We start from the raw sequence: 16,521 nt of genomic DNA on the forward strand, positions 1-16,521 counted from the left end.
AAGCGCAAGCTGTACCTGGAGAAAATGTTGGCTGAAGGGGTTTCACCCGCCAATCTCCCAATCCCAGAAGTGCAGTCGGCCTTCGAGTCAGTCCCCCTGTCTTTTGCCCAGGAGCGCCAGTGGGTGCTCTGGCAACTGGACCCTGACAGCTGTGCCTATAACATTCCCACGGCCCTGCGCCTCAACGGCCCGCTGGACGTTGCTGTACTGGAACAAAGCTTCAATGCCTTGATCGCCCGCCACCAGACGCTACGTACTACGTTTGCAACTGGCGAAGAACGGCCACTGCAAGTCATTCATCTGGAAATGCCGCTGCAGATTCAACAGAGCACCGCCAAGACATTCGATGAAACAGCGATCAAAGCGTTTATCCAGGCCCAGGCCTACCAACCGTTTGATTTGCAGGAAGGCCCACTGCTGCGTGTCGCTCTACTGCAATTGGGTGACCACGATCATGTGTTGGTACTGACCCAGCACCATATCGTCTCCGATGACTGGTCGATGCAGGTAATGGTCAACGAGTTGATCACTCTGTATTCCGCCTTCCAGCAGGGCCTGGCAAGTGCATTACCTGAGCTGGCAATCCAGTACGCCGACTACGCCATCTGGCAGCGTCACTGGATGGAGGCCGGGGAAAGTGAGCGCCAACTGAACTATTGGAAAGACCAATTGGGCGGCGAGCAACCCGTCCTGGAGTTGCCCACCGATCATCCAAGACCCGCTGTGCAGAGTTTCCGGGGAGCGAACATCAAGGTCACGCTTCCGGCAGCACTGGAGCAGCAGCTCAAGCAGCTTGCCCAGCAACACAGCGTGACTTTATTCATGTTGTTGCTCGCTTCGTTCCAGGCGCTGCTACATCGCTACAGTCGCCAGGCCGACATTCGTGTGGGTGTACCCGTAGCCAACCGCAACCGGGTGGAAACCGAGCGTTTACTGGGTTTTTTCGTCAACACTCAAGTACTCAGGGCGCGCTTCGATGAACCGCTGTCCTTCAGCGAGCTACTGGCCCAGGTCAAGCAAACCGCACTGGATGCCCAGGCCCATCAGGACTTGCCCTTCGAGCAACTGGTCGAGGCCCTGCAACCGGAGCGTAACCTGAGCGTTAACCCGCTGTTCCAGGTGATGTACAACCACCTCAGTGAGCATCAGGGTAGTGCAGCCACTGGAGATTTTTCGCCGTCCTCGTTGCACATCGAAGAGATGACTTGGGGCAGTCGCACCGCGCAATTTGATCTGACACTCAATACCTTCGAGTCGACGCAAGGGCTTTCGGCGACCCTGAACTATGCCAGCGACCTGTTTGAAGCGAACACCATTGAACGCCTCGGGCAGCATTGGCTGAACCTGCTCGAACGCTGCATCGCCGCGCCACACCAACCTATCGCCAGCCTGTCGTTGCTCAGCGGGGCTGAACAGCAGCAGATCTTGCACGATTGGAATAACACCACCTCCTTCCACTCGGGTGAGTGTTGTACTCACCAGTGGATCGAGCAACAAGTGGAGCGTAACCCTGAAGCCGTGGCCGTGACCCATGGCCTTACAACCCTGAGCTATCGCGAGTTGGACGCCCGGGCCAACCAACTGGCCCACAAGTTGATTGAACTCGGCGTTGGCCCCGAAGTTCGGGTTGGCGTAGCCATGCAACGTTCCGATGCGCTGATCGTCGCCTTGCTCGGTGTGTTCAAGGCCGGCGGTGCCTACGTACCGCTGGATCCCGAGTACCCTGCCGATCGCGTTGCCTACATGCTGGAAGACAGTCGCGCCCAAGTCCTATTGACCGAAGCCGAGCTACTCGCCGACCTGCCCGACACCGGCGCGCGAGTGTTACTGATGGATCAACTGGCTGAATACCCGAAGACCGTACCGATCACCCAGGTCACCGCAGACAATTTGGCCTACGTGATCTACACCTCAGGCTCCACAGGCAAACCAAAGGGCGTGGCAATTGCTCATCGCAATGTGCTGGCGCTGATCCATTGGTCGCAGCAAGTTTATAGTCGCGAGGATATCCAGGGCGTACTGGCCTCCACTTCGGTGTGCTTCGACCTGTCTGTCTGGGAAATCTTTGTCACCCTGGCCAATGGCGGCTCGATCGTCCTTGCCCGCAATGCCCTGGAACTACCGGACTTGCCGGCCCGCGACCAGGTCCGCCTGATAAACACCGTGCCATCGGCGATCAATGCCCTGCAGCGAGCCGGACAAATCCCTGACAGCGTGCACATCATCAATCTGGCCGGCGAACCACTGAAACAGTCGCTGGTGGATAGCCTCTACCAACAAACCACGATCAAGCACGTCTTCGATCTTTACGGCCCGTCCGAAGACACCACCTACTCCACCTGGACTCGCCGCGAGGCCGGCGGCCAGGCCAACATTGGCCGGCCTTTGCATAACACCCAAAGCTATCTGCTCGACGCCGACCTGCAACCGGTGCCCACCGGGGTGGCTGCTGAACTGCACTTGGCCGGTGCAGGGATTACCCGAGGCTATCTCGGCCGGGCGGCAATGACGGCGGAGAAATATGTACCTAACCCGTTTTCCACTACGGGTGAACGGCTGTACCGCACCGGCGACCTGACCCGTTATGGTGCCGATGGCGTCATAGAATACGTCGGGCGCATCGACCACCAAGTTAAGATCCGTGGATTGCGTATCGAGCTGGGTGAAATCGAAGCTCGCTTATTGGCGCAAGAAAGCATCCGCGAAGCCGTCGTCCTAGCCCTGACAGTCACCGAAAACCTGCAACTGGTCGCTTATGCCACCACCGCAGGCCCCCTTGGCGACGGGGCAGCACAGGCGCAACTGCGTGACACCCTCAAACGCCAACTCAAGGAAAGCCTGCCTGAGTACATGGTGCCCAGCCACTGGGTGTTCCTGGCCAACCTGCCTCTGACGCCCAACGGCAAACTCGACCGCAAGGCCCTGCCCACGCCAGATGTCAGCCAGGCCCTGCACACGTATGTGGCGCCGCAAAACGATCTGCAACAGCGCATCGCCGATATCTGGCAGGAAGTGCTCAAGCTGGAAAAAATCGGTCTGAACGACAACTTCTTCGAACTGGGCGGCGACTCGATCATATCTATCCAAGTGGTCAGCCGCGCGCGTCAGGCCGGCATCCACTTCACCCCCAAGGAACTGTTCCAGCACCAGACCATCCAGGGCCTGGCCAGCGTGGCGAAAACCCATGGACAGGACCTCGCGATCGATCAGGGCCCGGTCACAGGCTTGGCACCGTTGCTGCCCATCCAGCACCTGTTCTTCGACACCGACATCCCCCAGCGTCACCACTGGAACCAGTCGGTCTTGCTCAAACCTGCCACACCCCTGGACCCACAATTGCTGGAGCAGGCCCTAGACGCCCTGATCCAGCACCACGATGCCCTACGCCTGGGTTTCACACAGGCTGAACATGGCTGGCACGCCGAATACCGCCCGAGCACGGTCTCGGTGCTATGGCAAACCCGGATTGACGACACCACGCAATTGCAGTCTTTGGGTGACGAAGCCCAAAGCAGCCTGAACCTGCAAGAAGGGCCGCTGCTGCGAGCGGTACTGGTTAGCCTGAGCGATGGTAGCCAGCGCCTGTTGCTGGCGATCCATCACCTGGTGATCGATGGCGTGTCCTGGCGCATCCTTTTCGATGACCTGCAAAGCACCTACCGCCAATTGCAAACGGGCCAGGCTATCGCTTTGCCAGAAAAGACCAGTGCCTACAAAACCTGGGGCGAGAAGTTGCAGGCCTACGGCCGGCATGAGGTCCTGCAGCAGGAACTGGCCTACTGGGAACAGCAACTGGACACAACCAGTCACGACCTGCCTCAGGCCAACCCTGAAGGCAGCCAGCGGCATAGCCAGGCGACTACCGTCAATGTCCAACTGAGCAAAGCCTTGACCCAACAGTTGCTGCAGGTAGCTCCTGGCGCCTACCGCACGCAGATCAATGACCTGCTCCTGACCGCCCTGACCCGTGCTGTCAGCCAATGGACCGCCCGTGAAAACGTACTGATACAGCTGGAAAGCCATGGCCGCGAAGCATTGTTCGATGACATCGACCTGACCCGCACCGTGGGCTGGTTCACCAGCCTGTACCCGGTCAAGTTGACCGCCCACTCTGACCTTGGCGACGCCATCAAGCAGGTCAAGGAACAACTACGGGCCATTCCCGAAAAAGGCATTGGTTTTGGTGTTTTACGCTACCTGGGCGACACTCAGGCTCAGGCACGCCTGGGTGCATTACCGATGCCGCGCATTACCTTCAACTACCTGGGCCAGTTCGATGGCAGCTTCGACAATACCCAAGGTGCGCTGTTTTCCCCGTCGGGCGAAGCACAGGGGGCTGAAAAGGACAATGAAGCCCCCCTAGACAACTGGCTGACCGTCAACAGCCAGGTCTACAACAATCAGCTGAGCATGGGCTGGATCTTCAGTCTCGACGTTTTCCCTGTCGAGGTTATCCAGACCCTCGCCAATAGTTGCCTGCAAGCACTGGAACAACTGATTGCCTACTGCTGCGATACCAGGCATCAAGGCGCTACGCCGTCTGACTTCCCGCTAGCTGGGTTGAGCCAGGCACAACTGGATACGCTGAGTATCCCGGTCCGGCAGATCGAGGACATATACCCTCTCTCGCCGATGCAGCAAGGCATGATGTTCCACACCCTCGAAGCGTCGGAGGCTGCGGCTTACATCAATCAGACAGCAGTACCGGTCAGTGGCCTGGATATCGCGCGTTTTACCTGCGCCTGGAATACCGTCATCGAGCGCCATGAAATCCTGCGTACCGGCTTCTGGGCCGCCAGCCATCTGAATGAGCCGCTGCAACTGGTGTTCAAAACCGCCGTCCTGCCCCTACGGGTTCTTGACTGGCAGGAGCGGGAAGTCTCGGCGCAAGACCTGCAAGGACAAGTCGAAGCCGACAGTCGTGAAGGCTTCGACTTGCTCTGCGCGCCCCTGATGCGCCTGACGCTGGTCAAGTTGGCGGCCGAAAAGCTCTACCTGATTTGGACTAACCATCACATTCTGCTAGACGGCTGGAGCAGCTCACGCCTGCTCGCAGAAGTGTTCGAGGTCTACAACGGCAAGTCCCAGAGCCACAAACGCGGCAAGTACCGCGACTACATTGCCTGGCTGCAAGCCCAACCGCAGGCATCGCTGGAAACGTTCTGGAAGCACAAGCTGCAAGGGCTGAATGGCCCTACCGTGCTTGCCAATAGCCTGTCTCCGCGTCCCGGCCAGGAAAACGACGGTCATCAGGCGCTCTATCTCAACTGGGATGCGCAACAAACCCTGCGTTTGAAAGATCAGGCGCAGCGTCTGCGCGTAACTCCCAACACCCTGATCCAGGCGACTTGGCTACTATTGCTACAGCGTTACACCGGGCAAGACAGCGTGTGCTTTGGCAGTACCGTCGCCGGTCGGCCACCAGGCCTTGCGGCCTCGGACGAGATCCTGGGGTTGTTCATCAACACCTTGCCGATCATCCAGACCCCGCAGCCGCAGCAGACGGTGGGCGACTGGTTACTAGAGCTGCAAAGCTACAATCTGGAAGTACGCGATCACGAACACGCATCACTGGCCGATGTGCAACGCTGGTCCGGCCAAGGTGGCCAGGCGTTGTTCGACAGCATCATCGTGTTCGAGAACTACCCGGTGGACGAGCGCCTGCAAGAGGCCGAGCAAGATGATCTCAGGTTCGGTGAAACCAAGAGCCAGGACGTCACTACCTTCGCCATGGACCTGGCGGTCAACCTTGGCAGTCGCCTGACCGTCGAGTTCATGTACCTACGCAACCGCTTCACCGTCCAGGCCGTGGAGCAACTGCGCCGTAGCTTTGAAACCCTGTTGCTGGCCATGCTGGGCAACCCGGCGGCGACCCTGGGCAGCCTGTCCATGTTGAGCGCCGAAGAGCAACGGACGTTGTGGCAACGCAATCAACTGACGACCGAGCCCCATGGCCAACAACTACTGGCACAACAGATTTGCAGGCATGCCGACAGCAATCCCGATGCCGTGGCCGTAGCCTGCGAACAAAACCGGCTGACCTACGGCCAACTTGAGCAACGCGCCAATCGTCTGGCCCATCACCTGATCGCCCAGGGGGTGGGACCGGAAACCTTCGTTGGCGTTGCCCTGGAACGCTCGGTGGACGTAATTGTCGCCTTCTACGCCGTGATGAAGACTGGCGGCGCTTACGTCCCGCTGGATATCGACTACCCAGAAGATCGGGTGAAGTGGATTGTCGAAGACTCGACCATGGGGGTGCTGCTGACCCAGAGCCCGCTGCGCGAACGCTTCGACCAGCCGTGGGCGCCCACACTGATTGAGCTCGATACCCTGTCACTGGCAACACAGCCCGATAGCTGCCCGGCACCGCTGATCGATGCCGACAACCTCGCCTACCTGATCTACACCTCCGGCTCTACCGGCAAACCCAAGGGTGTGGCGGTCAGTCACGGGCAGATCCGCATGCACTGCCAAGCTATCGGTCAACGCTATGAAATGGATAGTGCCACCCGCGAGCTGTTGTTCATGTCGTTTGCCTTTGACGGGGCCCAGGAGCGCTGGCTCAGTACTTTGACCCACGGCGGCCAGTTGGTGGTTCGCGAAAACCGCCTATGGACTCCCGAGGAAACCTGGCACGCCTTGCACGCCCATAAGATCAGCATTGCCTGCTTCCCACCGGCCTATCTGCAACAACTGGCGGAGTACGCCCGTGATTGTGGCAAGGCGCCGCCGCCGGTACGCATTTACTGCTTTGGCGGGGATGCGGTGGCTGATGCCAACTTTGAGCTGGTCAAGCAGTCCCTCAAACCTGCGTATTTGACCAATGGCTATGGCCCTACCGAAACCGTGGTGACGCCGCTGCTGTGGAAAGCCGCCGCCAATGAGACCTGCGGCGCGGTGTACGCACCGATTGGGACACGTGTTGGCAATCGCACATTGTATGTCCTCGACGAGCACCTCAATCCTTTGCCCGAGGGAGCAGCCGGTGAGTTGTACATCGGTGGTGAGGGCGTGGCCAGGGGTTACCACCAGCGTCCGGGGCTGACGGCCGAACGGTTTGTCATTGACCCATTCGCTGCCGACGGCTCACGTCTATACCGTACCGGCGATCTGGTACGACAACGCCATGACGGCGTGGTTGACTATTTGGGTCGCCTGGACAACCAGGTGAAAATCCGTGGATTTCGCATCGAACTCGGCGAAATCGAATCCAGGCTACGGGATATTCCTGGAGTGCAGGATGCGGTCGTTGTCGCTCGCGAGACAGGGGCCAGCAAGCAACTGATCGGCTACGTCGTGACGCCAGCAGATGAGGCACCTGCAGAGCGGTTGCGGGGTTTGCTCCAGGCCGATTTACCGGACTATATGGTGCCCGCGCAGATCATCCGCCTGGTTGCTTTGCCGCTTAACCCCAACGGTAAGATCGACCGCAAGGCTCTACCCGATCCGGACTTCAAGGGCCGTGAGTTTGTGGCTCCGCGCAATGCAACTGAGCACGCCCTGGCGACCATCTGGCAGCAAGTGCTGGAACTGGAAACTGTAGGCGTGACCGACAACTTCTTCGAACTAGGCGGCGACTCACTACGGATCCTCAAGGTGCTGTCCAAAGTGCGCAGCATGCCTGAGCTGGGGCTTGAACTGAAATTGCGGGACATGATCGGCAAACCGACCATTGCCGAATTGTCGGGCTTTGCCCCGGCCACCGACCTGGATCCTTTGCTGCTGCTCAATAGCCGCGTCTCCCACGCCCAACCGCTATTTTGCTTGCATGCTGGCTTTGGCACAGTGTTCGACTATGACACTCTCGCCCGTCGCCTGGAGGGCAAGCGCAGCGTCTATGGCCTGCAATGCCGGATGCTGCTCGACCGTGATTGGCAGGACGAATCGCTGGCGTCCATGGCTATCGACTACGCCCAGTACATCCGCCAGAAACAGGCCCAGGGGCCTTATCAATTGGTCGGTTGGTCACTGGGGGGAACCCTCGCCGTACTGGTAGCTCAGGAACTGGAAAAGCAGGGCCAGGAAGTAGAGTTCCTGGGACTGGTCGACAGTTTTATCCCTTGCGCCGCCCCGGTTGCGGCCGATCTGGATTGGGGCGAAGACTTGCGTGGTTTCCTCGCAGTGATCTTCGGCCAAGCTACCGAGCACCTGCCTGTAGTGGAATTGCCCGCCGACAGCCCTCATGCGAGGCTGGAGGGCTTGATCACGGATATCCGTCAACAAGTCACCGGCCCTTCAGCGTTCAGTGATATCAGCGTCGAGGAATTGGCCCATACATTTATGGTCGCGATGAAGCTCAAGGCACTTTCCCTGGGACTGACGGCGCTGCCCCAGACACGTGCCGCAGCCAGTTGCTGGTGGGCCTGCGACGCCAGTACCCCAGACTTCGCCAACCCGGTAGCGGGCAGTGTGCTGGACGAGCGGATCGTCGCCGGGCATTACCAGATGCTCAACAACAGCCAACTGCTGCACAGCCTGCTCCAGCAATTGACGCAGCGTGAAACGGTGACCGGTTAACCTGCTACCGCCCCGGACCTGTCGTGCGGGGCGTTTTTTTGTTTGGCACTACCTGATAAGGAACACGCAATGCCTCTGGACCCTGACCTCGAAGGTTTTCTGGAACTGGCCGAGATGGGCCGCCTGAGCGGCAAAAGCCAACCGATGCACCAACTCACACCACAAGCTGCGCGTACCGAGTTCGACCTGACCTCAAAGATTCTCGACCCCAGCCCGCCCGGGGCGATCAGTGTCCACTCGTTACAGATCCCCACTCGCGACGGTCAACAGCTGGCTGCCCGCCTCTACCGCAAGACCGGTACAGAGCAGAGCGTGCTGCCGGTGATCCTGTATTTTCATGGAGGCGGTTATGTGGTCGGCAGTCTCGACTCCCATGACTCGATCTGCCGACGCCTGGCTGCCAGCGGCCGTCATGCAGTACTGGCGCCGGCCTATCGCCTGGCGCCTGAGTATCCGTTTCCTGCGGCAGTGAATGACGCTATAGACAGTGCAAACTGGCTCGCACGTCAGGGTGCCGAGCTGCATCTGGACTCACTTCAGGTGACCGTCGCGGGCGACAGTGCCGGTGCAACCCTGGCAACTGTCCTGGCCATCAGCGCCGTGCAACAGCCTGAAAATATGATGCTTATGCCCCAGGCTCAGTTGCTGTTCTACCCGGTCGCTGATACCCAGCGAACCCGCCCCTCCCACCAGCGTTATGGCGAAGGCTTCCTGCTGGAGAGCGAGACACTGCAATGGTTTTATCGAAACTACACGCCTGACGCCGAGCAACGTGGCGACTGGCGTACCTCGCCATTGCTGACCCAGGGACTGACTGCCTTGGCGCCGACCTATATCAGCCTGGCCGAATATGACCCTCTGTATGACGAAGGTCTGGAGTATGCGCAGCTTCTGAGGAACACGGGCACCCAAGTGACCTTGCTGACACAAAACGGCCTGACCCATGACTTTCTGCGTATGTCCGGTATCACTGGAGACATTGCAGGGATTTACAGTGCGGTAGACAGTTGGCTGGACCAGCTTTAACCAGGTAAAAACAGGCAAAAAAAACCACCTCGATCGAGGTGGCTTTTTTGCGACGCCTGATGGGAACCTAGAACGTGCCGCGTACCGTCAACATGTAGTTACGCGGTTCGCCATAGTAGTTACCGTACTCGGAAGTCTTCAGGGTCTCGAAGTACTTGCGGTCAAACAGGTTGTTGCCATTGAGGGCGACAGTCCAGTTTTCATCGACTTTGTACTCGACCATGGCGTCCCATACGGCGTAGCCGCCCTGAACCATATCAAAAGGCCGCTCATCGTAGACATCGTAGTAATTCTCCGTCGGATTTTTTCTGACCCGGTAGGCAGTCCCGCTGGCATAGCTGGCGCTCTGGATGTTGACACCACCACCGATTTTCCAGTCAGAAAGGCGATCAGGCAACGTGTACGCGGTCCACAACTTCGCCAAATGCTTGGGTGTAACCGTAGTGAGGAAAGTGTCCTTGGTACCATTGTCTGTAAGGTTCAAGGTGTACCCACCCATCACCATCCACCCAGGTAACACCTCACCACTGGCTTCAAGCTCAAGCCCCTTGCTGACGATCTCGCCTTGGGCGAGATAGCAGCAACTGCCGCCATACAAGACTGATTCCGCCGCGTACCGCGGATCTTGAATCGCCTCCTTCTCTCGCTTGGTATAGAACAGCGCAGCCGAAACGTTCAGCGTTCCGCCGTAGAGTTCACCCTTAATGCCGGTTTCGTAAGTCTTGCCAACCATGGGTTCCAGGACTTTTCCAGAAGTACTTGGGCCTTGCAGTTGCTGGGCCTGGGGCTTGAAGATTTCCGAATAGCTGGCGTACGCCGACCATTCGTCATCAAGGGCATATACCAAACCACCGAAGGGAACCAACTTGGTGGGTTCACGATGATTACTCTGGGACTGAACATCCCAGGCGCCCGTACTATCATTTACGGTCTTGTAGGTCTGTTCGAACTTGTAGCGTTGCACTCTGGCACCGAGAATCAGTTTGAGCGGATCAGTCAATTGCAAGCGTAAGGTCGAGTACAAACCATACTGTTTACGAGTATTGGGGCTGTAGTCACGCTCCAGGGCACTACCGATACTGGAAGGCGGGAGTGCCGGTACATCCGGGTTGTAGACATCGATGGGATAGAACCCAGCCATGCCCCACGTCGAGCGCCAGCGACTGGTCACTTTCTGCGCATCCGCACCAATCAACAGCTCATGCTCACGATTGAACGCAGTAAATTTCCCGGACACGTTGGTATCAAACAACGACTGCTCGCTCCAACTTCTGACGAAACTCCCTCCCCAAGTAGCGCCTTCAAGGGTGATCGGGTCCGGAGCCCCCCATAGAAACACACCTTTGGTATCGGATTTGTTGAGGGTATTGGTGAAAGAAACGTTGAGTTTCCAGTCGTTCGCCAGATCCTGGTCGTATTTGGCGAACATTTCCTGGGTACTGATATCCGCATATGCCCAATTGGTCGTGTACCAGCTACTGCGCTTGAGTTTCAAATCCTCGCCGGTACTGAATCGAGGCAAACCATCCCCCGTGCCATTTTCATGGGTCTTCTCATAACGGCCACCGACGGTAACTCTGGCGGTGTCAGTCACGTCCGCCTCCAGTACCCCATAGATGAAAGGCTTCTCGGTACTACGCTTATCCATGAAGTATTGGCGGTCGGTATTGGCCACCACCACACGCCCTCGCAACTTGCCGTCAAAGGCCATCGGCCCCGTTACATCAACTTCGCTACGGTAGTTGTCCCAGGAACCCGCCGAGGTATTGAACTTGAGTTGGAAGTAGTCCAGCGGACGTTTTCGCACGAGGTTGATAATACCGCCCGGATCACCAGTACCACCAAAAAGACCAGACGACCCCCTCAGCACTTCGATATGGTCAAACTCGGCCATGTCATAGGTTTGGTTGGCATAGAACGTCCCTACACCAGAGCCGATGTCCATCGGCGAAGCACCATCAATCTGAATGTTATCGATGCGGAAACCACGAGAGATGAACTGCGGCAGGCGGTAGTTGGCATTTTTAACGGTGATGCCCGGCGTGCGTCGCATCGCATCGGACAGATCGACAATGCGCCGGTCTTCCAGAAGCTGCTGGGTGATGATCGACACCGACTGCGGCGTATCCTTCAAGCTGGTAGGCGTTTTGGAACCGGCACTGACAAGGCCGCTGGTATAGGAACCGGAGTTTTCCGTCATTTCTCCCATCCCCTGGCCCTGGATGGTGGTGGTTCCCAACTCCAGTGTTGTACTCGCGCCGTTTTCAGGGCTGAGGATGACCGTGTTGTTTTCAATCCTGAAAGTCAGGCCTGCACCTTTGAGCAGTGCTTCAAGCGCAGCTGCAGGTTCCAGGCTGCCATTGACGGCGGTGGACTTCTTGCCCGCGACCATATCCGGCCCGAAAAGCACTTGCAGGCCGGTCTGCTTGCCCAGCTCGGTCAGCGCCTTGTCCAGCGACTGGGCTGGCACATTCACCTGTATGGGCTGGGCGAAAGCCACGCCGCAGACACTGAGAGCCAACCCAAGGACCGCCACCGACACGCAACTGCGGCAGGAAGAGAGGGAAGCACTGAAGAGTTTTTGCCTGAACCTTTTACTCTCGCGTTTCATTGTTTGGTTTAGCCCCAGATATGTCATTAATGTCGAAGGCCTCCCACTCTTGAGGCGGAATGACCTGAATTTAGTTAAACCGTCCAGACCCCACTCCCTGTTGCAGAGGGACGGTTTTGACTTGAATCGGTATCGAGCCATTAATGAACGTTCGGGATAAAAATAATTTAGAAGGATTCTCAATCACTTTGTAACAGAAACAAAAAAGGACATCTCACGATGTCCTTTTTCATTTCAAGCCGTGCTTACCAGAAAGTACCGCGCAAGGTCACCATGTGGTTGCGTTCGTCGCCATACCAGTTGCCCGAGGACGGTGTCCCCAGTTTGCTGTAGTAATGCTTGTCGAACAGGTTATTGATGTTGTAAAGCACGCTCCAGTTCTCATCCAACTGATACTCGGCCATGGCGTCCCAGACGGCGTATCCGGACTGGCTGTATTTAAAATCGTAATACCGCTTTTGAGGGGCAAACCAGGTTGTCCCGCTGACATCCGTAGCACTCTGTAGATTCACGCCGCCACCCACCTTCAGGTCATTGAATACGCCTGGCAGACGGTAGGTAGACCAGAGTTTGACCTGATGCTTGGGTGTCACACTGCTGAACACTTTGGCTTGAGTGCGATTGCGGTTGTGGTTATAGGTGTAACCGGCCAGTACGTTCCAGTCCGGCAATACTTCGCCGGTGAACTCCATATCAACACCCTTGCTGGTTACCTCGCCTTGAGGTAGGTAGCAGCAGTTACCGCCGTGCAGCACACTGGACGCTTCGTAGCGAGGATCAAGTACTGCCTCGTTTTTACGGCTGGTGTAGTAAAGCGCAAACGACGTATTGACAGCCCCGCCCCACAGTTCTCCCTTGACCCCCGTTTCATAGGTCTTGCCCGTCATGGACTCGATAGGGCTGCCTGGATACGGCCCCATCAGTTTGGTTTGCTGTGGTTTGAAAATCTCGGAATAACTGGCGTATGTCGACCATTCATCCGTGAGGTCATAGACGATGCCGCCGTAAGGCACCACCTTCGTGGGTTCGCGAACAGAAACATCTGAATCAGTACCCCAGACCCCCTTGTCGCGGGAACGATAGAGTTGATCGAATTTATAACGTTGCGCACGAGCACCGACAATCAGGTGCAACGGCGCGGCCAATTGCAAACGCAGGGTGGAATACAGGCCGTACTGCACTTGGGTGTTAGGGCTAAAACGGTGGAAAAAATCTTTGTCGGTGTCGGGCTGTGGCCATGGTGCTGGGTTAAAGACATCGATTGGCACACCCGACCCAGTGGCCTGGGCAGTCCCCGCCCATGAACTGGTGATCTTCTGGTGATCCATCCCCACAAGGAGTTCGTGCTGCAACCCCATTGCCTCGAATTTGCCGGCGAGATTCACATCAAACAGCTTTTGATCGCTACGATATTTGTTATTAGAGCCCCCGGTATTTGGCCCTGTCATGGTCGCAGGATCAACCGCGCCAAATGAGAACGCGCTTTTGGAAAACCCTGAATCCAGGGTCTGGGTATAGGAAACGTTCCCCTTCCAGTTCTCGTTGAACTCATGATCGATCTTGCCAAAGATTTCCTGGGATCGACCATCCAGGTACGCCCAGTTCTGTGTCAGGCTGGCGCTTCGCGAAAGTCCTAGATCCCGGCCATCAAGGTAACGCGGCAAGCCCGTACCTGAACCCGTCTCGTGGATGCGTTCAGAACGCCCACCCAGGGTCAGTCGTGTGTCATCCGTGATATCCGCTTCCAACACCCCGTAGAAAATCGGCTTTTCCAGGGCGCGATCATCAGCCATGTATTGGCGATCCGTGTAGGCCGCCACCATGCGCCCACGAAGCTTGCCGTCAAACCCCAAAGGTCCGGTGACATCCATCTGCGTGCGGTAGTTGTCCCAACTCCCCGCCGAGACATCGATCTTTAACTGGTAGGCATCCAACGGGCGCTTGCGTACCAGGTTGATCATGCCGCCTGGATCGCCTGTACCGCCGAACAACCCGGACGCACCCCGCAAGACTTCAACGTGGTCATACTCCACCAGGTCGTAGCTCTTGTTGGAATAGAAACTTCCCGACGTGGTACCCAGGGCCATGGGAGCGGCACCGTCGATTTGAATGTTCTCGATGTTGAAGCCTCGAGAGGAGAAGTCTGACAACCGGAAGTTATTGTTGGTGACCGTAATGCCTGGCGTGGTTTTCATCGCTTCGGCCAGGTCGGTCATGCGCTTTTCTTCAATAACCTTCGCAGTCACCACCGACACCGACTGCGGCGTCTGCCGCAGGCTGGTCGGAGTCTTCGAGCCGATACTGGTCAGGCCGGTGGTGTACGACCCCGAATTCTCCGTCATCTCCCCCATCCCCTGCCCCTGAATCGTGGTAGCCCCCAACTCCACCGCCCCTCCCTGCACCGGGGCCTTTTCAATCAAGATCACATCATCACTGAGCCGGGCGACCAGGCCGCTGTTCAGCAACAACCGGTCAAGCCCCTGCTGCACCGGGTAGTTCCCCTTCAACCCTTGCGACTGCTGACCCGCCACCCACTCGCTGACGACCATCAACCGCAACCCGGATTGCTCGGCAAAGCGCGTCAGTACCTGGTCAAGTTGACCGGCTTCGATATCGTAGGCCCGGTTGTCGGTCTTCTGCTGCTGCGCCGCCTGTGCCGGCAGGCTTATTCCCACGGCACTGGCCGTGGCTAGTGCCAGGCTCAAGGCGGTGTGCCTGATCAGATGCTGCATAACGCTCCCCCTGCTGAAATCAGCCAAATAAAAATCAATCTCAACAGGAAAGACGTCAGCCTTCTGAAACCCGACAGCGGCGGCCAGCGTATTTTTTGCGCATGGGTTACTGTCGGCGCGAGTCGTCGCGCTCGATCACGGTCAGCCACGGCAGCAGGCGCACCCGCAGTGGCAGGGTGCGTTGCAGCAGTTTGAGTTGGGCGTCGGTATCGTCGGTGGCGATGATGCCGGTCACGGGCAGGTCGCGCAGGCTGTTGTCGCGGACCCAGATCACGCCGCGATGGTAGCGACCCAGTTGCTCCAGCACCTCGCCCAGGGGTTGGCGGTTGAACACCAGTTTGTCGCGGCGCCAGGCCGTGGCGGTGCCGACGTCGGCCGGTTGGGTGCGCGCGCGGCCGTCCGGGCCGTATTGCACGGCCTGTCCGGCCTCGACATCGGTGGTCTGCGGGTCGCCGTCCAATGTCACGCGCACGGTGTGTTCGGTGACGACCATCCGCACCTGCTCGCCCTCGCGTCGCACGTCGAAGCCAGTGCCCAGCGCGCGCAGGCTGCCGCGCCCGGCGCGTACTTCGAAGGGGCGTTGGGTATCGGGGGCAACCTGGACGAACAGTTCGCCGGTATACAGATGCAGCACCCGGCGACCACCTTGCATGTCGATATCCACCCGGGTGCGCGGCGCCAGTTCCAGGTGTGAGCCGTCGTCCAGTGTGACGCGGCGGTGCTCGCCCAGGCCGGTCACCTGGTCCGCCATCCAGCCGTGTTGCTCCGCCTGCCAGGACAAGCCGCCCGCCAGGCTCAATGCGACGACCAGCCCCAGTTGCAACAAGCGGCGTGACGATCCAGGTGGGCGCTCCAGTGCGCTGCCCAGGCTCTCCCACAGTCGTTCCGCCGCATGGGCGGCACGCTGGTGTTCGGGCGAGGTTTCGCACCACTGCAGGTAGGCGTCCCAGGTCGGTGCCTCGGGGCTGCCCGAATGCAGGTCGACCAGCCATTGCAACGCCTGCTCGGTCAGCAATGGTGAAGGTTTTTCCAGTGTCACTCGGTCATCCCAAGACGCCGGGCGCAATGCAGCACCGCGCTCATGATGTATTTGCTGACCATACTGGGAGACACCCCGAGTTGCTTGGCAATCGCCGCATGGCCCAAGCCGTCGAGGCGGTTGAGCAGCAAGGCCTGGCGGCTGTTCTCGGACAATTCTCCCAACGCCTGCTGCAACAGCTGCAATTGCTGGCGCATTTCCACCAGTGCCGCAGGGCCCGGGCATGGGTCGAGCAACTCGTGTTGCACATCCTCCAGCGAGTCCATCGGCCCGCGCCGTGTGCGGCTGCGGCCCAGGTCGATGATCAGGTTACGCAATACGCGAATCAGGAAAAACCGCGGATTGGTGATGGTATGGGTGCGCTGCTGCCGGTCCAGGCCGACGTAGCGCACGAACGCGTCCTGCATGAGGTCGGCCGCCATTTCCCGGTCGCCCAGCCGACGGTAGGCAATCTGCTGCAGTTCGCGATGATAGAGGCGAAACAACCGATCCAGATTATCCAACGCACACTCCATGGGCATCCGTGTGCAGGGCACACATAGGGGGCGCTAGACTACAATTTATGAGAATCGTTCGCAACAGCATAAAACGTG

6 protein-coding genes are annotated in these 16,521 nt (G+C 58.3%); 2 read left to right on the top strand and 4 right to left on the bottom strand.

Annotation, left to right across the window (positions count from 1 at the left end):
- Nucleotides 1-27 precede the first annotated feature (27 nt).
- A complete protein-coding gene (locus AC19YY_RS20070; RefSeq protein WP_500604742.1) occupies nucleotides 28-8,520 on the top strand; it encodes an amino acid adenylation domain-containing protein in 8,493 nt (2,830 codons plus the stop codon).
- Between the two features lie 69 nt (nucleotides 8,521-8,589).
- Nucleotides 8,590-9,546 carry an alpha/beta hydrolase gene (locus tag AC19YY_RS20075; protein WP_492633460.1) on the top strand — a complete coding sequence of 319 codons (957 nt, stop codon included), beginning with the start codon at nucleotides 8,590-8,592 and terminating at the stop codon, nucleotides 9,544-9,546.
- Between the two features lie 67 nt (nucleotides 9,547-9,613).
- Here AC19YY_RS20075 and AC19YY_RS20080 read toward each other — a convergent pair whose 3' ends face one another.
- The 4 genes from AC19YY_RS20080 to AC19YY_RS20095 form a co-directional block, all read right to left on the bottom strand.
- Nucleotides 9,614-12,157, bottom strand: coding sequence for a TonB-dependent siderophore receptor (locus AC19YY_RS20080; protein WP_500604743.1), 2,544 nt, complete (start codon nucleotides 12,155-12,157; stop codon nucleotides 9,614-9,616).
- Between the two features lie 245 nt (nucleotides 12,158-12,402).
- Nucleotides 12,403-14,889, bottom strand: a complete 2,487-nt coding sequence (locus AC19YY_RS20085) for a TonB-dependent siderophore receptor (protein WP_500604727.1) — start codon at nucleotides 14,887-14,889, stop codon at nucleotides 12,403-12,405.
- 106 nt (nucleotides 14,890-14,995) lie between these two features.
- Nucleotides 14,996-15,928, bottom strand: a complete 933-nt coding sequence (locus tag AC19YY_RS20090; RefSeq protein ID WP_500604728.1) for a FecR family protein — start codon at nucleotides 15,926-15,928, stop codon at nucleotides 14,996-14,998.
- The gene (locus AC19YY_RS20095) at nucleotides 15,925-16,431 is read right to left on the bottom strand and encodes an RNA polymerase sigma factor (protein WP_262377088.1); all 507 of its coding nucleotides are present in this window, start codon (nucleotides 16,429-16,431) and stop codon (nucleotides 15,925-15,927) included. Before AC19YY_RS20095 ends, AC19YY_RS20090 begins: the two co-directional genes overlap by 4 nt.
- Nucleotides 16,432-16,521: the final 90 nt, after the last annotated feature.

It is taken from the genome of Pseudomonas sp. MF09156 (genome assembly GCF_059862305.1).